The organism is Staphylococcus gallinarum, assembly GCF_000875895.1.
GTDB classification, from domain to species: Bacteria; Bacillota; Bacilli; order Staphylococcales; family Staphylococcaceae; genus Staphylococcus; species Staphylococcus gallinarum.
Genome location: NZ_JXCF01000010.1, coordinates 17,851 through 37,129 on the forward strand (window position 1 = coordinate 17,851; position 19,279 = coordinate 37,129).

Genomic DNA, 19,279 nt, shown 5'->3' on the forward strand with positions numbered 1-19,279 from the left:
TTACACTGACATGTTCAGTTCTATTTATGACAAGTCTGTTTAATGGCTATCAATGAGCTTCAATTTATAATCATTGATAGATTGTAGCTGTCCGTCTTTTTGTTTAATAATAATATGTTCTTTAGAAATTTGTGTTGGTGATGCGACGCCGACAGCAGCTGCAATATTGAATAAACCTTCGTGGAGACTCGTGACGAAATTAGTTACACGGTACTTCTTCTCATCGATGATTAACCCTTTTTCACGCTTAGGATCAGTTGTAGCAACACCTACAGGACATGTATTCATATGACATTGTTGGCTCATGATGCATCCCACACTGATCATCATCCCCCTTGCAATATTGATTAAGTCTGCACCTAACCCAAGTGCAATGGCTATTTTATCTGGGGTGATTAACTTACCAGAAGCAAATATTTTCACTTTATCTCGAATGCCGTGTTGTTCTAACTTTGCAGATAAAATGGGTAGCGCAGTAAATAATGGTAACCCAACACGATCTTCAAGTTCTTGGAACGTAGCACCAGTACCACCTTCACCACCATCTACAGTAATAAAGTCAGGGTATTGATTTGTTTCAATCATAGTTGTTACAAGACTTTCAATTTCAGCAACACTACTGATTACAATTTTAAAGCCCACAGGTTTTTGTCCGTATTGTTGTAACTCAGTAACCCAATTAAGTAGTGCTTGTGGATTATCAATGTTTGTAAATCTATTTGGTGAGTTGATAGTCTTCCAAGGTTCAACCTTCCTAATTTCAGCAATTTCTTCAGTAACCTTATTACCTTGCATGTGACCGCCACGCGTTTTCGCACCTTGTGCTAGCTTAATTTCAAAGGCTTTGATTGCATCTTGCTGTGCTAAATTACGAAAGGCACTTAAATCAAAATGCCCATCTTTATCACGAACGCCGAACAGTCCTGGTCCAATTTGGAATATAATATCTACGTTACCAGCCAGGTGATACTTAGATAGACCACCTTCTCCAGTATTCATCCAAGTGCCGGCTTGTCCAAGTCCTTTCGATAGTGCAGTGATTGCATGGCTACCTAAAGCACCATAACTCATTCCTGATTGGCCTACAAGACGCTTAATCTTAAACGGATAGGCTAAGTTTGGTCCTAGTACAACTTGGTCTGAGTCTGATAAATAATAAGGATCAATTTCAGTTTTATGTCTATGTTCATCTCTATCGAATAAACGCTCGTTATCAATTTGGTAAATAAAGGTTGAAATCATAGGTGATTGATTGATACGCAGTTCAGTTGTTTGGAGAGGGAACATTGTATTTTGAATGTAGAACCCGTCTTCGTAATCTTCTTGTGTACCAAAACTAGACATTCTAGAGTTATATTTTCCAGCTAATACGATATTAGTGAAATCATTTCGAGAAAATGGTTTACCTTTTGTATCGGGTAAAAATAAATACTGCCTCATTTCAGGGCCGATTTTTTCAAAGAAGTAGCGTACCCGTGCTAATAATGGATAATTACGCAATACACTATGTTGCTTTTGGCGTTTGTCTTTAAATAGCAATAATCCCCCAATAATTAATATGCTAATTAAAAATAATACTAAAATAATATTTACTATGAACTGAAGTATTGTCAGTAAAGTCATAATAATCCCCCCATTTATCTATATACTACATCGAAAAGTTAGTTTTGCAACAACAGTAGAAATAACAATAAAAATAAATATTATTAAAAATGAAGTTAGAATTAAATGCTTTTGGATTAAATAAAAACCTTAGTGAATGTAAATGATTATGGTATATTAAAAATAAACAATAAGGACGGTGACTTATGATTAAATCATCTAGTACAAACAACATGAAAAATCAGCCATACTTACCCTGGGATAAACCTACAATGGCAAGGAAGGATTTTATAATTATCCCACTCTATATATTAGTAAGTTATATCATGCCCTTAATCGTTTTTGCATTTAGCTATATTCTATTACTTGCCTTAAATCTAAAAAATGAAACTATACTAGAGGCACATATAACCCAAATATTTGGAAGTATTTTAGGTTCAGTTATTATTCTCATTGTCTTTATGGCACTCTATCCAAAGGTGTCATTTATTAAATTAACGTTTGATAAATTAAGTAAAGTGCCTCGATACATATTATTAATCATTGCAACGTATATTGTTATTATAATCGCAACACCAGTTTATGATTGGCTGATCCACTTTTTACCAAAGTCACTACAATTTAGTGTGACGCAAAATCAACAGAGTCTTGAGCAATTATTTGAAAGTCATTGGATGTTGCCATTCGTATTTATAGATATTGTGATTTTGACACCAATTATAGAAGAATTAATCTTTCGTCATATTTTAATTCATGAGCTTGGTAAAAAAATCTCGTACGGCTTTGCAACAGTCATATCTGTCATAGCATTTTCGAGTATTCATGTATTAAATGCAACTTCACCCTTCGAAATTGGCGGTTATTTCATTATTGCGATTGGTTTAACACTCGTATATTTGAAAAGTGATAAAAATTTAGCAGTTTCAATCACACTACATGCTTTAATTAATTTTGTATCATTTATCACTATTGTATGTACGTCGTAACATCATTTAATAGAATTGCTTACGCTATGTTTAATCCTTCATATCATTTTAGTTAGGAAGAAAAGTTAAATATCAAAGTTGTGTTACATTAAAATGGGTATGATATAACCAGTGAGACAAATGAATTGAGGTAGGTTAAAAAGATGCTAGAGATAAAGGATGTATCTTATAAAGTAGACAATAGAACAATTTTAAGTGACATTAATTTAACTATCAATAAAGGTGATACTATAGCAATAATTGGACCTTCAGGGAGTGGGAAGAGCACACTATTTCGCTTGATCAGTAATTTGATAAGTCCAACACAAGGTGCACTATATTATCAACAGCAGAATTATGAGCAGATAAACCCGGAATCATTGCGTATGGATGTAAGTTATTTACTACAACAAAGTGATTTGTTTGAAACGACGATAGCAGATAATTTAGCATTTTCGGCACAAGTGAGAGATGAACATTTTGACAAAAAGAGGGCGAAGCAGTTATTAAAAGCTGTTGGCTTAGATCATTATAAATTGGATGCTAAAGTTCAACGTTTATCTGGTGGGGAACGTCAGAGAATTACTATTGCCAGACAGTTGATGTATTTACCTAAAGTTTTATTATTAGATGAAGCAACGAGTGCATTAGATACTCAAAATCGTAATAGAGTTGAAGAACTTATTTTTAGTTTAGCGAAGCAGGGTGTGGCTATATTGTGGATTACACATAGTAAAGACCAAAGTTTACGTCGTTTTAACAAGCGATTACATTTGGTAGATGGACATATAGAGAAAGAGGAAGTGTTAAGATGAGTACGACAGCATTAGCCCTTACTGGCTTGTTATTGCTATTTCCTATCATAGTGTCTTATAAAGAAAAATTACATATCATCAAAGATTTATTAGTGTCGACAATTCGTGCAGTTATACAATTAGTAATCTTAGGGTATTTATTACATTTTATCTTTAATATTAATCAAAAATGGGTGCTAATTATCTTTGTACTTATCATCATTGTTAATGCAGCATGGAATACGATTGGCAGAGCTTCCGTTGTGATGCATCATGTATTTCTAATTTCATTAATTTCAATATTTATCGGAGTAGCATTGCCTTTAGTAGGTGTGGTACTGACGGGGGCGATTGAATTTAAACCCAATGAAGTTATTCCAGTATCAGGTATGTTAGCGAGTAATAGTTTAATCGCTATTAACTTAGCTTATCAGAATTTAGATAGAGAATTTGTAAAAGAGATGAGTCAAATTGAATCTAAATTAACTTTAGGTGCAAACCCAAAATTAGCATCGAAAGATACGATTAGACAAAGTATTAAGACGGCAATTGTGCCAACAATAGATTCTGTAAAAACATATGGTATTGTATCAATACCAGGAATGATGACAGGTTTAATCATTGGTGGTGTAGCCCCTTTAGATGCAGTTAAATTCCAATTAATGGTTGTATTTATTCATACAACTGCAACTATTATGTCCGCTTTATTAGCGACATATTTGAGTTATAAGCAATTCTTTAATCAGCGTGATCAACTTATAGCGAGAGAGATGGTTCAACGATAAGCCATTTTCTTGTTTAAAATAAGACAATGTACAGAAGTTAAGTATCGATTGATATAGACAGTAAATGAATGTCTTTGATCATACTTAACTTCTGTTTTTATGATGTTTTTATAAAGGATTTCAATAAAATTGATGCTAAGAATCAAAAGGCAGTTTAACCAAGGGAAAGTTTAGCTCTAATACTATAAATTTAATAATTAAATCACGATAATTATAACGATATGATTAAAAGTTATTTAAACACATTAAGTCATCGTTTATAATAGAGAAGTTATGAAATTTTATAATAAATCGAACGGAAAGGAGTGGGATTGATGTCTTCAATGCGAGTAGTGACCTTCATTTTGAGTATTTTCATAGTAGGAATGGTTGAAATGATGGTTGCAGGTATTATGAATTTGATGAGTCATGATTTAAATGTATCAGAAGCGATTATAGGTCAATTAGTAACCTTATATGCAATAACATTTGCAATTGCTGGTCCTATTCTAGTAAAGCTAACCAATCGATTTTCACCTAAACCAGTATTGTTATGGACGTTGCTAGCATTTATTGTTGGGAACTTAATGATAGCGATGGCACCGAATTTTACAATACTTGTAGTTGGGAGAGTCATTTCTTCGGCAGCAGCTGCATTAATCGTTGTCAAAATATTGGCCCTAACTGCGCTACTCACTGCACCACAAAATCGTGGGAAAATGATTGGTATTGTATATTCTGGATTTAGTGGCGCTAATGTCTTTGGGGTACCTATAGGGACAATTATTGGTGATCTTGTTGGTTGGCGTTATACATTTATTTTTATCGTTATTGTTAGTGTGCTTGTCGGCATATTGATGTATATATATATTCCAAATTCAAACATCGAACCTTCACTGAATAACGATAACAAACAACAGACTAAGCAAGCTACAACAGGTCGAATTCTGCGACCTATTGAAGTAGCTAAATATTTAGCTATTACCTTCTTGTTATTAGTTGCTAATTCAGTGACGTTTATTTATATTAATCCATTGATGCTATCTGGAGGGCATGATTTGTCATTTGTTTCAATAGCATTATTAATAAACGGTGTAGCAGGTATGATCGGAACATCAATGGGAGGTTTCTTATCTGATAAATTAACGAGTAAACGTTGGTTAACGATAGCAACTATATTGTTCATTGTAATGTTGCTGTCATTGAATTTCTTCTTAACAGGAACTGTGATGTTGTTAGCAATTATCTTTATTTGGAATATCATGCAGTGGAGTACAAATCCTGCAGTTCAGAGCGGGATTATTGAACATGTAGATGGTGACACAAGCCAGGTGATGAGCTGGAATATGTCTAGTTTAAATGCAGGTATTGCAATTGGCGGTGTTGTAGGCGGACTCGTTGTATCAAATCTAGATGTTCATGCAACTACTTATTTCTCTGCAACAATTGGTGTGATTGCCTTAATCATTATTATTAGTTTAAATCAACTTTCTAAATATAGAGTTAAACACGATTAATTAATGACTATTAATTGAGTGCAAGATAGCTTAGTGAAAAATATTGCAGCTATTAATATTAATTATGCATCAATATAAAATTGTACAGTTAAGAAAAACATGTTTTTTATGTATTGAGAAGGTTAACACTTTAAGGTTTTAGAAGCATGTAGAACTGAAGAAACTTATGAAAGAAAACAGTAGGATGAGACATTAATGTGTGCCCTTATAAGTTAACACTGAAAAGTGAACAACTTATAAGGGACGATGCACACTGAAGTGTTTGTCATCCTACTTTTTTAATGTTTTTTATATCATATTTATTGTACTAATGAGAGATGTATTATTTTGAAGTACTAAGTGCAATATGTTGAGTGGACAAGTTAGCTCTTTTATTCGAAAAGTGTGCCACACCCAAAGCAAATAAAATATAAAGTAATGTACCAATGATATAACCCGTCTTTAAATCTGAGATAAGTAAATAACTTTGGTAAATTAAGACGATAATAGAGCTAACGGCAATTGTTACTAATAAAGGATAAGGCACCTTTAAAGGCGAATTACGATAGGCATCGGGATATTTTTTAGGTAATTGAGTCACAGCTAATGCAGGAAATGCAAAGACAATTAATGAAATACCTGTACCAAGTTGTGCTACTACATTTAACGACATGCCAGTAATGATTGGGATGACCCCTATTAGATAAAAGATAAATAATAGCCAATGAGGTGTGCCAAATCGTTGGTTAACTTGACCTAATGATTTAGGGAGATAACCATCTTTGATAGCAATCAATAAACTTTTTGTAACCCATGTAAATGTAGAATTTAGCGTTGTGGCGAGAGCAAACATCGCACCTCCTACCATAAAAAATATAAACGCAGGTGTCGGTAATACCTTATGCGCTACACTCGTAAGTGGTTGACCTGCAACTTCTGGTATCGGTAATACACCAACCGCAATAGAAGCTATAAAAGCATAAAGTAATCCAACAAATATTGTAGCCACAATAATCACAATAGGGATATCGCGTTTAGGATTTTTCATTTCGCCACCTAGTTCTGCTACTACTTGTGCACCACCTGTAGCAAAGGATACTAGACCTACTGCAGTAAAGAATCCAGTAAAGCCATCAGGGAACATTGTAGGTGTGTTGAAGACCTTGAAGTTAACATGTGGGAATCCTAAAATAATAAAGCATGATAATGCAATAATCAATGTGATAACCATTAAATTACCAACTATAGAAGCGGATTTCACTCCGACAATATTGACGATGAACAATAATGTTATAAGTATAAATGAAACTGTTCTTATTGGGATGCCAGGTAACAAACCTTCTAAATATTGTGCGAAGGACAGTGCATAGAGTGACAAAGTGATTTGCACTAACATGAACAATAACAACCAAAAAATACCAACCTTTGGTGATAATAATCGACTTGTATATTGGTACATGCCCCCAGTAGTTGGTAAAGCAGAACCCAATATTGCAATAGGAAACATTGTCAGTAACGTGATAAGAGACGATAATATAAAGGCTGGTGTAATACCACTACCGGTCATTTGAATGCCGATACCTGTAAGAGACATGACCCCAGCTCCGATTATTTGTCCAATGGCAATGCCCATGACATCTGTGAAGCCTAATACTTTCTTCAAATTATTCGTTTGTTCCATTTAATCACCCCTATAAAATTTAAATATTCAAAAATGAATAAAAATAGAATAGCATAGATTATACATAATTCCTAGTATGTTTATCGGAAAACTTTGCTTGGGAGTCGATTTTGATTAATTATAGATTAAATAGGGCAAATCATAGTAAGATATGAATATACTGAAATCATTAAATTGGGGGATTATAAATGGTTGAAAATAACAGTAAAGTTGATGGGTTTATAGAAAAATTAAATCAGTGGCAAGATGAATTTAAGATACTACGAAGATGGATTCAAGAAACTGAATTAGATGAAGATTATAAATGGATGCATCCATGCTATACCTTAAATAAAAAAAATGTGGTGATTATTCAGGATTTCAAGCATTATTGTGCATTGCTTTTTGAAAAAGGTGCCATTATGGAAGATCCTTATCAGACCTTAATTCAACAGACTAAAAATGTTCAAGCTGCAAGACAGTTACGTTTTGAAAGTTTGGAAGAAATTAGCAAGAGAGAAGAGGAAATAAAGTGGTATCTTGCAGAAGCAATTCGAATTGAAAAGTCTGGAAAAAAAGTACCTATGAAATCAACTGAAGAGTATGAAATGCCTGAAGAATTAAGTAATAAATTTGAGTCAATGCCGGCACTCAAGGAAGCTTTTTATAAATTAACGCCTGGTAGACAAAGACAATATATGTATCATATTGGACAAGCAAAAAGAGCCGCTACAAGAGAACAACGTGTTGAAAAATACGTTGATCACATATTGAATGGTAAAGGTTTGAATGATAAATAGCTATGCTTTATAAAACAATCAGTTACAAGAATATAATGTTAGTTATTAAAAAATATAGTAATATCTAACAGTAAAATTATTTAAGAAAGTAGGTGTATGAATGCCTAGAACTTCAAAGAAAACGCAATTATTAGATGCTGCAGCAGCGATTGTTAATGAATACGGTAGTGAGTACCTCACTTTAGATGCCGTTGCAAAGCGTGCGGGCGTGAGCAAGGGAGGTTTACTATATCATTTTAAAAGTAAGACAGCTTTAATTGAAGGACTTGTGGATCACGCTGACAAAATATATCGGAATAATGTAGCTGAAAGGGTAGCTGCCGATATTTATGAACAAGGTAAATGGTTGCGTGCATTTGTAGAAGCTACTCGTGAACATCGCTCTGAAAATGCCGCAATTACATCAAGTATGTTAGCAGCAGAAGGAAATAATAGACATTTGTTATCGCCGTTACAAGAAACCTACAAGATATGGCAATCATACATTGAAAATGATGGTCTAGATAAGATTGATGCAACGATTATGAGATTGGCAGTCGATGGTTTATGGTTATCTGAAATTTTTGGTTTGGATGCCTTAGATGAGTCGATGCGTGAAGCAGTTTTAGAAAGACTAACAAATTATTCAAAATCAACAACAAATCGTACATTTGAACAATAAATTAAATTAATTATTCACATGATATAAATAAGTGTGAATCGCTTCTAGCTAAAGGGAATGACCGAGTTTTAAACTTCGAGCATTCCCTTTAATTTGATGGTTATAGGGTTGTAACTAAACCGTCCAGTTGGTACACTAACCAATGTATCTTGCTTATAATAGTTAAATAAAGTGTATTTTTTAGGGGAAGTTAGGGTATCTAAATAATTGTAGGATGAACAAAATAAAGTTTGAATGCGTCGTGTATAGCGTTTTCAAAGAAATGCTTTATATGATCATACAAATGAAGGGCTATTTGTGCTCATGTTTTTACTTATTTTAGAATTTGTATAACATCCACAAGTAGTCCTTTTATCTTTTTTACGATTGAAAATAAAACATACATAGCATTAGAAAGGAATGGCCATATGTTAAAGATTGAGAATTTAACTAAAATCTATGGTGGTGGGAAAAAAGCCGTAGATAATATTTCATTAGATATAGAGTCTGGGGAATTTATAGCATTTATTGGTACTAGTGGTAGTGGTAAGACGACCGCATTGCGAATGATTAATAGAATGATAGAGGCAACAGAAGGAACCATTTCTATCGATGGTAAAAATGTACGTAAAATGAATCCGGTAGAATTACGTAGAGAAATTGGTTATGTCATTCAACAAATTGGTTTGATGCCACACATGACTATTAAAGAAAATATTGTTTTAGTGCCTAAATTGTTGAAATGGTCCCAAGAAAAGAAAGAAGCAAAAGCAAAAGAATTAATTAAATTAGTCGACTTACCAGAATCATATTTGGATCGTTATCCTTCACAATTATCTGGCGGTCAACAACAACGTATTGGTGTAGTGAGAGCGTTGGCTGCTGAACAAGATATTATCCTTATGGATGAACCGTTTGGTGCTTTAGACCCAATTACACGAGATACATTGCAAGATTTGGTTAAAGAATTACAGCAAAAATTAGGTAAGACATTTATTTTTGTAACGCATGATATGGATGAGGCGATTAAATTAGCAGATAAAATTTGTATTATGTCAGAAGGACGTGTAGTGCAATTCGATACACCTGATAATATTTTGCGGTACCCAGCAAATGATTTCGTGCGTGACTTTATTGGTCAAAATAGATTGATCCAAGACCGACCAAATATGCGAACTGTAGAAGATGCAATGATTAAACCAGTTACAGTGCATGCTGATAGTTCATTAGATGAAGCGGTTAAAATCATGCGAGAACGACGTGTTGATACAATTTTTGTCACAGGAAGAAATGAAAAGTTACTTGGTTATTTAGATATTGAAGACATTAACCAAGGTTTAAGAGCGAAAAAAGAGCTAATTGATACTATGCAACGTGATATTTATCGTGTGCGCATAGATAGTAAATTACAAGATTCAGTGCGCACAATATTGAAACGAAATGTACGTAATGTACCTGTTGTAGACAAAGATGGTCAAACATTAATCGGTCTAGTAACAAGAGCTAATTTAGTTGATATCGTATACGATAGCATCTGGGGTGATGAAACAACTGAGAGCGAACAAGATGCCATCGTTGAGCCGGAAAATTTGGGAGCTGATAAATAATGAAAGCATTTCTTGAACAATATGGCGGTCAATTGATATCGAAGACGGTAGAACATTTCTACATATCAATCATTACATTATTGATTGCAATTGTTGTAGCTGTTCCGATAGGGATATTATTATCAAAATTAAAACGTACTTCGAATATTGTATTGACGATTGCAGGTGTGTTGCAGACAATCCCAACATTGGCAGTGTTAGCTGTAATGATACCTATATTTGGTGTCGGTAAAATGCCAGCAATTGTTGCATTGTTTTTATATGTCTTGTTACCAATATTAAATAATACGGTTATTGGTGTTCAAAATATTGATAAAAACATTAAAGAAGCTGGAACGAGTATGGGTATGACACGCTTTCAATTAATGAAAGATGTAGAGCTACCATTGGCATTACCATTAATATTAGGAGGCATCCGATTGTCTTCGGTTTACGTAATTAGCTGGGCAACACTAGCTAGTTATGTCGGTGCAGGTGGATTAGGCGATTTCGTCTTTAATGGATTGAATTTGTATGATCCGATGATGATTGTCAGTGCAGCGATTCTAGTAACGCTATTAGCCTTAGTCGTTGATTTTGTATTATCTAGAATTGAAAAGTGGGCTGTGCCAAAGGGATTAAAGGTTTCCAGATAACTGAAGGAGGACATTATGAGAAAGGTTAAGCAATTTACGATACTGCTTGTATTGTGTCTAACGGTGTTGACTGGCTGTAGCCTCCCTGGCTTAGGTGGTAAAAGTACGGATGATGATGTCAAAATCACAGCAGTAGCAACGAGTGAGTCTCAAATCATGTCACATATGTTGAGACTATTAATAGAACATGATACACATGGGAAAATAAAGCCAACATTAATTAATAATTTAGGATCCAGTACGATTCAACATAATGCATTAGTTAACGGAGATGCCAATATGTCTGGTGCACGCTATGACGGTACAGATTTAACAGGTGCATTAAAGGAAAAGCCAATCAAAGATCCTAAAAAAGCCATGCAAGTCACACAAGAAGGATTTCAAAAGAAATTTAATCAAACATTCTTTGATTCGTATGGTTTTGCTAATACGTATGCATTTATGGTGACGAAAGAAACTGCAGAAAAATATAATTTAAAAACGGTTTCTGATTTAGAACGTCATAGTAAGGCATTACGATTGGGGGTCGATAGTTCATGGTTAAACCGTGAAGGTGATGGCTACAAAGGCTTTACTCAAGCTTATGGGTACAAATTTAATACGGTAAGACCAATGCAAATTGGCCTCGTATACGATGCATTGAAATCGAAAAATTTAGATGTAGCAGTGGGATATTCAACGGATGGACGTATTGCCGCATATGATTTAAAAGTATTAAAAGATGACAAACGCTTCTTCCCACCATATGATGCGAGTGCTGTAGCAACGAATAAATTATTGAATAAGCATCCTGAATTAAGACCAATTATAAAAAAACTACACAATAAAGTGTCGACGAAAGATATGCAAATTTTAAATTATCAAGCTGATGGCGAAGGTCAAGAACCTGCAGTTGTTGCTGAAAAATTCTTGAAAAAACATAATTACTTTGAAAAAGATGTGAAAGGTGGTCAAAAATAATGGAAGGCAATTTAATCCAACAATTAATTGAATATTATGCTGTGAACTTTGGCTACCTATGGGATTTATTCATCAAACATTTACTGATGTCAGTCTACGGGGTACTATTTGCTGCAATCGTTGGTATACCTTTAGGTATTATAATTGCAAGATATAGCAAATTATCTTGGATTATTATAACCATTGCAAATATTATTCAGACAGTGCCAGTGATTGCTATGTTAGCTATATTAATGCTAATTATGGGCTTAGGGCCAAATACAGTTGTAGTGACAGTATTTTTCTATGCATTACTACCGATAATAAAAAATACATTTGACGGTATCAACGGTGTCGATGAAAATATTAAAGATGCTGGTAAGGGTATGGGTATGACACGTAATCAAGTATTACGCATGATTGAATTACCATTGTCACTATCGGTTATACTGGGTGGCTTGAGAATCGCATTAGTCGTAGCAATTGGAGTAGTGGCAGTCGGATCATTTATAGGTGCACCTACCTTAGGTGATATCGTCATTCGTGGTACGAATGCAACAGATGGAACAACTTTCATATTAGCTGGTGCAATTCCTATCGCTTTAATTGCTATTTTAATAGACGTTGGTTTAAGATTATTAGAAAAACGTCTCGATCCTTCTCAAAAGAGTATAAAAGAACAGAAACATCAACCTCAAGGGATTGACCGATAGAGAAAGGGCTGTTTAAATTTGGCAATACTTTCAATTCATTATAAATCAAAAACGATAGGCATGAGTCACCCATTCACGGTGATTTTACCTGAAGACGATAGTCATTTTAGCTCAGCAACACCACCTAAGAAACTAAAAACATTACTGCTGTTACACGGTTTATCAAGTGATGAAACATCATATACACGTTATACGAGTATTGAACGATATGCTGAAGCGCATCAATTAGCTATCATTATGCCTAAAGCAGACCACAGTGGTTATAGTAATATGGCGTTTGGACATAAATATTATGATTATATTTTAGAAGTATTTGATTATGCACATCAAATTCTGCCTCTTTCAACACAGCGAGAGGATAACTTCATTGCAGGTCATTCGATGGGTGGTTATGGAACGATTAAATATGCATTGACGGAAGGGCATCGATTTAGTAAGGCTGCACCACTATCTTCTGTATTTAATCCACAACTATTACTTAATATTGATTGGCACGATTTTTCCGGTGAAGCAATTGCGGGAATTGATAAGGAAACAGAACAGACAGAACTTGATCCTTATTATTTAGTAGAACAAGTAGGCACAGAGCAGCGAGCTGTACCCGAGTTACTCATTATGTGTGGAACAGAAGATGAATTACTAAGTGACAATAAGCAATTTATAAAATGTTTAGATGCGAACCATATTGACTATCATTTTGAAGAAGGACCGGGGAAACATGATTATGAATACTGGGATAAAGCTATTAAACGCGCAATTGATTGGTTTATGACACCTTAGTGAAAATTCGACAACGTCATAAATCAAATTTAAAAATATGATTATACCAATACATTGATTCATGCGATATTGCACTTTAATCACTATATTTAGTGAGAAGATAGAGTCGTTAAACTTTAAAATATGATTTAAAAAACAGCCAATAAAATTCATTTATCGGCTGTTTTTTGTGAGTTTTTGTCGAGGTTGCTCACTATAGTTATTCTTATAGTAGAACTGTGGCTAAGATAGGTGCAACAATTACGACAATTACCCCTACAATTACTAGAGAAATCGATGCCATTGAAGCTTCTGTTTCTCCAAATTCTTGAGCTGACGATACACCTAAAGAGTGACCGCTTGTTCCTAATGCTAAACCACGAGCAATAGGATTGGTAATATTGAATAGTTTAATTAATTTAGTTCCTAGTGCATATATAATCACACCATTTAAGATAACGGCTAAAGAAGTTAATTCCTTAATACCGCCAATGTCTGCTGAAACAGGTAGCGCAATAGCTGTTGTAGCGCCTTGAGGTAACATCGATGCGATAATATCATTAGAAAATTGGAACAATCCAGCTATAAGGTAAATACAGATAAGTGCAGCAGTTGTCCCTAAAGTGATACCACCTAAAATTTGAACCCAATATTTTTTCAAAACTTCTCTACGTTTATATAAAGGAATAGCAAAACAAATTGTTGCTGGCTCTAAGAAAAAGTTGATAATGTCTCCACCAATTTTATAATTTTCATAATTGATTCCAGTGATTTTTAGAAATGCAATACCTACAACCATTGATACAAATAACGGTGTGAATAGGAAAAAGCCGTTTGTCTTTTTAAAAAGCATTGTCGCTATGATAAAAGGAATAAGAGATAATAAAATACCGAAATAGGGTGTGTTAATACCTAAATGTTCAATCATATTTTTTCCTCCGCTAATTTATGTTTTTTAACTTTTCTAGGGATAAAGGATTTTGTAATTAACATTTGAGAGAAAAATCCAGTACATAATAACAATAAAAGTGTTGAGATTATAATTAATAAAATAATGAGTATTGGACTAGAACTTAATACACCGAGTGAGTTAATGACTGAGACTCCGGCTGGTACAAATAAGAACCCAATATTATTTGTTAATGTTGTTCCAACTTTTTCTACTTGGCCTAATTTAACAATGCCCGTACATAATGCGATAAATAATAATACTAAACCGATGACCGAAGCTGGCATAGGGATTGGCATAAAGCTTTCGATAATATTTGAAATAAGTAAAATAATTGCAATCACTAATGACTGATGGAAAAAGTTGTAAGTCTTTGATGTGTTTTCTGTGGTTTGTTTTTTGTTTGCTTCCATAGTATAAGCCCCCTGTATTAATCTTGACTTCATTATAAAATGAAAGCGATTTCTACAGAGGGCTTTTACTGTGAGTTACAAATTGTTTATGCTGAGTTGCATAAATGTCAGGTTAACTGTCAATTAAGACCCATTGCTATTTTAAATTGTTTCATGTAAGAACGACTGACTTGTACTTTTAACTGATTTGACATGGTTAATTGATAGGTATAATTAAACCAATGTTCTATCGTTTGTATGTGTGATTGATTGATAATTGTAGCGCGATGGACACGCATAAATTGATTACCTGATAGTCTCTTTTCATAATGATTTAACGGTTCAGTTGTTTGGAAGTCATCTGATTTAGTATGAATGGTAGTAATACCGTTATTAACGGATATGGCTATGATATCAGTATGATTAATGATATGGATACGTTCGTCTACTTCAATAGGTAAGGTAGCATGCGTATCGTCTGGTTGGTCGTTTTGTGTAGTTACATTTATCGTTTTTGAATTTGGTTCATGTTGCATTGTGAGTGCACTTTCAACTTTACTGAGCGCTTGAGCGATGCGCTGTTGTTCGAAAGGCTTTAAAATATAATCTATTGCATTTAGTTCAAATGCCTTTACAGCATATGTGTCATGGGCAGTTGCAAAGATAATAAAGGGTTGACGTTTCATTTTTTTAATTTTTTCGGCTAATGCCAAACCACTCTCATCCATTAAATTAATATCGAGAAAGATGACATCATAATCATCATAAAGTAAGAGTTCTAAAGTCTCAGAAATCGTTTCAGATTCATCAATTGTTTCAAAATGACGAATTTCATTCAATAAATAACGAAGTTCGTTTCTTGCTAATGGCTCGTCGTCCACTATGATTGCTTTCATAAATTTGCCTCCTCAGTTAAATGATAAGGGATAGTATAACTGACAATAGTACCAGCATGATTAGATTGAAAATGTAAATTTGCAGTATTGCCAAAAAGACCATCTAAACGTCGATTTAGATTTTCTAGTGCACTTCCAGTACCAGATTCTGAATTTACAGTTGTCGTCCCAATAATGTTTAATTTATCAGCTGGGATACCTTGGCCATTATCATGTACCGATATATTTAACCCTTTATCAGTTTGCTTAGCAATAACTTGTATATAGTTATTTGATTTTCTATTTTTAAAGGCATGTTTTACTGCATTTTCTATTAATATCTGTATGGCAAATGGGGGCACTAAGGCATTATAGCAATTTCTGTCTATAATAAATTCGACTTCAAAGCGATCTGGATAACGTGCTTGTTCTAATGATAAATAAGCTTTGACTTGTTGTAATTCCTTTTCCAGTGAAATGAGATTATTTCGTGCACCTTGCAAATTAGAACGGAAAAATTGACTTAATTGTAATAATAACGTGCGTGCTTTTTCACTATCAATTCGTACCATTGCTGAAATTGTATTAATGGCATTGAAAAAGAAGTGTGGATTAACTTGTGCTTGCAATGACTTAATTTCTGCATCACGTACAAGTGCACTTTGTGTCTCAGCTTCACCCAGCTCTAATTGACTAGAAAAAATATCCGCTAAACCTGTTGCTAATTGTTTGTCAGCATAGGTAACGTCATTGACATTGGTAAAGTATAGCTTTAATGTGCCAACGACTTTATCCTTAATTCTTAAAGGTACAACGATGGCAGCTTGAAGTGGGCAACCTGGATGGTTGCAGCCAATATCTTCACTAGAATAAGCTTCTTTAAGCGTTCCAGATTGAATTGCTTCTTTAGACAGATTAGTAATGATTGCCTTTTGTGCGACGTGGTGATCACTTGCGACCCCAACATGAGTAAGTATATCCTTTCTGTTGGTAATTGCTACGGCAGAAACTTGCATTAAATTAAGTATGATTTCTGCCGCTTTTTTAGCGGATTGTTCATTTAAGCCAGAACGGAAATAAGGCAATGTTTGATTGGCTAATTGTAGTACATCATGTGTCTGGATTGCTCTTGTCTCTTCTTCCTTTTTAATTGTAGAAAGTATAATCGATAAGAAGATAGCTGTACCGATTGAGTTAATTGAAATCATAGGTAAGGCAATTAATTTTACAAGTGTCCAAGCATGTTCTGTATTATTAGAAAAGATTAGTATACAGAGCATTTGTATAATTTCAGTTGTACCACCAATTAAAGCCCCCTTCAGGATTGTTGGATATCGACGGGCACGTATTGCTTTATGACCGAAATAGCCGGAAACTAAGGCAATGACAATTGATGAAATTAAATAGATATATGCATCAGCACCACCTATATAAACACGATAGAGACCGGAAATAATTGCCACAGCAATAGCGACAAATGGACCGCCAATTAAGCCTGATACGCCAATTGTTAATACACGTGTGTTGGCTAATGATGCGTCAGGAGCAAGATGCTTATATACTGCACCATTAACAACTTGATCTCCTAAAATTTGAACGCCTGTAAAGTTAGACAAGATTGAAAAGCATCCAAAAATGATAATCAATTGCCATTGGGAATGACGTTTATCACGTTCATTCATCATTGTTTTAAAATGATTGATATTCATAAGTATATAAGCAATTAAAATAATTAAACCAACGCGTTCCAATAATAAAATAAATAAATTAAACATAGTAACCGCCTTCGAAATTCAGTTTATAGAATTATTATACTAAAGAATAATCAAATCAACATACTCATGCTGACTTAATATCTGGTGAATAAATAAAAGTTAATATTTCAGAAATTTAATTTAGATAAATTTGCTAATATAAAAGTTTACTTTTACACGATAAGAGCTAGTTTTTAGCTTTTGTATTTTTAAAGTGGTAATGTAGATATATTGGTTTAAAATAATAAACATAATTCGAAGTAATTTGAGTTAGATTTAATAGCATTTTACTTTTATTGTTTTGTTAAACCTTATTATATTTTTATAGGAATCATTTTGAAATAGATATAGACTTTTTTAGAAGGAATACGTATTGGTATGAACTTTAAAGGCGTGTATATCCATTTTGAAATGTATGTCCTTGAATCACTCGGATATATTAGGAGGAAATTGAATTATGGAAACATCACAAACCTTTAAAGGAGATAATAAACTTCTTTTTGGGATTTTTTTAGGTGTGATAACTTTTTGGTTATTCGCTTCATCATTAGTGAACATTGTACCAGATTTAGAATCATCTTTTGATGCTAACTATGGCACAATTAATGTCGCGGTCAGTCTAACGTCACTATTATGTGGATTATTTGTCGTGGGGGCAGGTGGTCTTGCTGATCGTTATGGAAGAGTAAAAATGACTTATATAGGTTTAATCTTAAGTGTCATTGGTTCATTGATGATTATCATTCCTGGCTTTACATCTTTATTGGTTATCGGTAGAGCAGTACAAGGTTTGTCAGCGGCATTTATCATGCCATCAACATTAGCAATTATTAATGAATATTATATTGGACGTGAACGTCAACGTGCTTTAAGTTACTGGTCTATTGGTTCTTGGGGTGGAACAGGGATCTGTTCATTCTTCGGAGGCATTATGTCAACGTTTATTGGTTGGCGTTCAATATTTATTATCTCTATTATCGTAGCATTGTTAGCGATGTACTTAATCAAACATACGCCTGAAACAAAAGGTGTACAAACCGAAGTTTCAAAACGTGCTAAATTCGATATTGGAGGATTAGTAATCTTAATCATTTCAATGTTAAGTTTGAATTTAATTATTACTAAAACTGAGGACTATGGTTTGTTCTCGACAGCTATCATCTCTTTAATTATATTGTTTGTAATTTCGTTAATTGCATTTATTTTATTTGAAAATAGAATTAAAAATCCATTAATCGATTTCAAGTTATTTAAACATAAAGGTTATAGTGGCGCTGTCGTATCGAACTTCTTGCTCAATGCAGTTGCCGGTACGTTAATCGTTGCAAATACCTATTTCCAATCTGGGTTACACTTTAGTTCATTCCAATCAGGTGTAATGACAATTACTTACCTGATTGCAGTACTAGTAATGATAAGAGTTGGTGAGAAAATACTGCAATCCGTTGGTCCTAAACGACCAATGTTAATCGGTGCTGCTTTAAATGCTTTAGGTATCGTTATGATATCACTTACATTTTTACCAACAGTACCATATGTCATTATGTGTGTGTTAGGTTATCTTGTTTACGGTGTAGGTCTAGGATTATATGCCACACCTTCAACAGATACAGCAGTTTCAACAGCTCCTGAAGATAAAGTAGGAGTTGCATCAGGTGTTTATAAGATGGCTTCATCTTTAGGTAACTCATTTGGTGTTGCAATTTCAGGGTCATTATTCAGTGTAATGACTGCAGTTTATAATATTCATATCGGTGCAATGTACGGATTACTATTTAATGCTGCATTAGCAATTATTGCATTTATTGCTGTTTATTTATTAGTACCAAAAAGTCAGTATAATAATTAATACGAAATAAGGCATAATGGAGAGGCTTGAATTAGACAAAACGTTTAATTCAAGTCTTTTTTTGTTATATAAATAAAGAATTGATT

Annotated in this window: 18 protein-coding genes; 12 read left to right on the top strand and 6 right to left on the bottom strand. The window is 33.8% G+C overall.

The annotated features are described in order from the left end of the window. Nucleotides 1–39: 39 nt before the first annotated feature. Nucleotides 40–1,623, bottom strand: a complete 1,584-nt coding sequence (locus tag SH09_RS08485) for an FMN-binding glutamate synthase family protein (RefSeq protein ID WP_042739223.1) — start codon at nt 1,621–1,623, stop codon at nt 40–42. A 185-nt stretch (nt 1,624–1,808) separates the two neighbouring features. Between SH09_RS08485 and SH09_RS08490 the strand changes: the two genes are divergently transcribed. The 4 genes from SH09_RS08490 to SH09_RS08505 all read left to right on the top strand — a co-directional run bounded on the left by SH09_RS08490 (nt 1,809) and on the right by SH09_RS08505 (nt 5,642). After that, the gene (locus SH09_RS08490; RefSeq protein ID WP_042739224.1) at nt 1,809–2,588 is read left to right on the top strand and encodes a CPBP family intramembrane glutamic endopeptidase; all 780 of its coding nucleotides are present in this window, start codon (nt 1,809–1,811) and stop codon (nt 2,586–2,588) included. Between the two features lie 143 nt (nt 2,589–2,731). Beyond that, nucleotides 2,732–3,382, top strand: coding sequence for an ABC transporter ATP-binding protein (locus SH09_RS08495; protein ID WP_042739225.1), 651 nt, complete (start codon nt 2,732–2,734; stop codon nt 3,380–3,382). Continuing rightward, complete coding sequence (locus tag SH09_RS08500) at nt 3,379–4,146, top strand: ABC transporter permease (RefSeq protein ID WP_042739226.1); 768 nt, start codon at nt 3,379–3,381, stop codon at nt 4,144–4,146. The genes SH09_RS08495 and SH09_RS08500 overlap by 4 nt, the downstream gene beginning before the upstream one ends. A gap of 314 nt (nt 4,147–4,460) precedes the next feature. Then, the gene (locus SH09_RS08505) at nt 4,461–5,642 is read left to right on the top strand and encodes an MFS transporter (protein ID WP_042739227.1); all 1,182 of its coding nucleotides are present in this window, start codon (nt 4,461–4,463) and stop codon (nt 5,640–5,642) included. A gap of 322 nt (nt 5,643–5,964) precedes the next feature. Here the strand turns inward: SH09_RS08505 and SH09_RS08510 are convergent, their stop codons facing one another. Then, a complete protein-coding gene (locus tag SH09_RS08510) occupies nt 5,965–7,302 on the bottom strand; it encodes an APC family permease (RefSeq protein WP_042739228.1) in 1,338 nt (445 codons plus the stop codon). 188 nt (nt 7,303–7,490) lie between these two features. On the opposite strand from SH09_RS08510, the gene SH09_RS08515 reads away from it, so the two are divergent. The 7 genes from SH09_RS08515 to SH09_RS08545 all read left to right on the top strand — a co-directional run bounded on the left by SH09_RS08515 (nt 7,491) and on the right by SH09_RS08545 (nt 13,395). Further along, nucleotides 7,491–8,081: a YdeI/OmpD-associated family protein gene (locus SH09_RS08515; RefSeq protein WP_042739229.1), complete on the top strand. Its 591-nt coding sequence runs from the start codon at nt 7,491–7,493 to the stop codon at nt 8,079–8,081. 100 nt (nt 8,082–8,181) lie between these two features. Continuing rightward, nucleotides 8,182–8,742 (top strand): TetR/AcrR family transcriptional regulator, encoded by a 561-nt coding sequence (locus tag SH09_RS08520; protein ID WP_042739230.1) that lies wholly within the window; start codon nt 8,182–8,184, stop codon nt 8,740–8,742. A gap of 407 nt (nt 8,743–9,149) precedes the next feature. Next, a complete protein-coding gene (locus SH09_RS08525; protein ID WP_042739231.1) occupies nt 9,150–10,328 on the top strand; it encodes a betaine/proline/choline family ABC transporter ATP-binding protein in 1,179 nt (392 codons plus the stop codon). Beyond that, nucleotides 10,328–10,963, top strand: coding sequence for an ABC transporter permease (locus SH09_RS08530; RefSeq protein WP_042739232.1), 636 nt, complete (start codon nt 10,328–10,330; stop codon nt 10,961–10,963). The genes SH09_RS08525 and SH09_RS08530 overlap by 1 nt, the downstream gene beginning before the upstream one ends. Before the next feature lie 15 nt (nt 10,964–10,978). After that, the gene (locus tag SH09_RS08535; RefSeq protein ID WP_042739233.1) at nt 10,979–11,923 is read left to right on the top strand and encodes an osmoprotectant ABC transporter substrate-binding protein; all 945 of its coding nucleotides are present in this window, start codon (nt 10,979–10,981) and stop codon (nt 11,921–11,923) included. Beyond that, nucleotides 11,923–12,615, top strand: a complete 693-nt coding sequence (locus SH09_RS08540; protein WP_042739234.1) for an ABC transporter permease — start codon at nt 11,923–11,925, stop codon at nt 12,613–12,615. The genes SH09_RS08535 and SH09_RS08540 overlap by 1 nt, the downstream gene beginning before the upstream one ends. An 18-nt stretch (nt 12,616–12,633) precedes the next feature. Continuing rightward, the gene (locus tag SH09_RS08545; RefSeq protein WP_042739235.1) at nt 12,634–13,395 is read left to right on the top strand and encodes an alpha/beta hydrolase; all 762 of its coding nucleotides are present in this window, start codon (nt 12,634–12,636) and stop codon (nt 13,393–13,395) included. 205 nt (nt 13,396–13,600) lie between these two features. Here the strand turns inward: SH09_RS08545 and lrgB are convergent, their stop codons facing one another. The 4 genes from lrgB to SH09_RS08565 all read right to left on the bottom strand — a co-directional run bounded on the left by lrgB (nt 13,601) and on the right by SH09_RS08565 (nt 17,365). Then, nucleotides 13,601–14,302, bottom strand: a complete 702-nt coding sequence (gene lrgB / locus SH09_RS08550; protein WP_042739236.1) for an antiholin-like protein LrgB — start codon at nt 14,300–14,302, stop codon at nt 13,601–13,603. Next, on the bottom strand, nt 14,299–14,736 hold the full coding sequence (gene lrgA, locus SH09_RS08555) for an antiholin-like murein hydrolase modulator LrgA (protein ID WP_042739237.1): 438 nt from the start codon (nt 14,734–14,736) through the stop codon (nt 14,299–14,301). Before lrgA ends, lrgB begins: the two co-directional genes overlap by 4 nt. A 119-nt stretch (nt 14,737–14,855) precedes the next feature. Further along, on the bottom strand, nt 14,856–15,611 hold the full coding sequence (locus tag SH09_RS08560; RefSeq protein ID WP_042739238.1) for a response regulator transcription factor LytR: 756 nt from the start codon (nt 15,609–15,611) through the stop codon (nt 14,856–14,858). Next, nucleotides 15,608–17,365, bottom strand: coding sequence for a sensor histidine kinase (locus tag SH09_RS08565; RefSeq protein ID WP_042739239.1), 1,758 nt, complete (start codon nt 17,363–17,365; stop codon nt 15,608–15,610). The genes SH09_RS08560 and SH09_RS08565 overlap by 4 nt, the downstream gene beginning before the upstream one ends. Before the next feature lie 436 nt (nt 17,366–17,801). Between SH09_RS08565 and SH09_RS08570 the strand changes: the two genes are divergently transcribed. Beyond that, the gene (locus SH09_RS08570) at nt 17,802–19,193 is read left to right on the top strand and encodes an MFS transporter (protein ID WP_042739240.1); all 1,392 of its coding nucleotides are present in this window, start codon (nt 17,802–17,804) and stop codon (nt 19,191–19,193) included. The last annotated feature ends 86 nt before the right edge of the window (nt 19,194–19,279 follow it).

Excerpts from the sequence above, each read along its gene's own strand:
- SH09_RS08485 (WP_042739223.1), bottom strand. The coding sequence starts at position 1,623 with ATGACTTTACTGACAATACTTCAGTTCATAGTAAATATTATTTTAGTA.
- SH09_RS08490 (WP_042739224.1), top strand. The coding sequence starts at position 1,809 with ATGATTAAATCATCTAGTACAAACAACATGAAAAATCAGCCATACTTA.
- SH09_RS08495 (WP_042739225.1), top strand. The coding sequence starts at position 2,732 with ATGCTAGAGATAAAGGATGTATCTTATAAAGTAGACAATAGAACAATT.
- SH09_RS08500 (WP_042739226.1), top strand. The coding sequence starts at position 3,379 with ATGAGTACGACAGCATTAGCCCTTACTGGCTTGTTATTGCTATTTCCT.
- SH09_RS08505 (WP_042739227.1), top strand. The coding sequence starts at position 4,461 with ATGTCTTCAATGCGAGTAGTGACCTTCATTTTGAGTATTTTCATAGTA.
- SH09_RS08510 (WP_042739228.1), bottom strand. The coding sequence starts at position 7,302 with ATGGAACAAACGAATAATTTGAAGAAAGTATTAGGCTTCACAGATGTC.
- SH09_RS08515 (WP_042739229.1), top strand. The coding sequence starts at position 7,491 with ATGGTTGAAAATAACAGTAAAGTTGATGGGTTTATAGAAAAATTAAAT.
- SH09_RS08520 (WP_042739230.1), top strand. The coding sequence starts at position 8,182 with ATGCCTAGAACTTCAAAGAAAACGCAATTATTAGATGCTGCAGCAGCG.
- SH09_RS08525 (WP_042739231.1), top strand. The coding sequence starts at position 9,150 with ATGTTAAAGATTGAGAATTTAACTAAAATCTATGGTGGTGGGAAAAAA.
- SH09_RS08530 (WP_042739232.1), top strand. The coding sequence starts at position 10,328 with ATGAAAGCATTTCTTGAACAATATGGCGGTCAATTGATATCGAAGACG.
- SH09_RS08535 (WP_042739233.1), top strand. The coding sequence starts at position 10,979 with ATGAGAAAGGTTAAGCAATTTACGATACTGCTTGTATTGTGTCTAACG.
- SH09_RS08540 (WP_042739234.1), top strand. The coding sequence starts at position 11,923 with ATGGAAGGCAATTTAATCCAACAATTAATTGAATATTATGCTGTGAAC.
- lrgB (WP_042739236.1), bottom strand. The coding sequence starts at position 14,302 with ATGATTGAACATTTAGGTATTAACACACCCTATTTCGGTATTTTATTA.
- lrgA (WP_042739237.1), bottom strand. The coding sequence starts at position 14,736 with ATGGAAGCAAACAAAAAACAAACCACAGAAAACACATCAAAGACTTAC.
- SH09_RS08560 (WP_042739238.1), bottom strand. The coding sequence starts at position 15,611 with ATGAAAGCAATCATAGTGGACGACGAGCCATTAGCAAGAAACGAACTT.
- SH09_RS08565 (WP_042739239.1), bottom strand. The coding sequence starts at position 17,365 with ATGTTTAATTTATTTATTTTATTATTGGAACGCGTTGGTTTAATTATT.
- SH09_RS08570 (WP_042739240.1), top strand. The coding sequence starts at position 17,802 with ATGGAAACATCACAAACCTTTAAAGGAGATAATAAACTTCTTTTTGGG.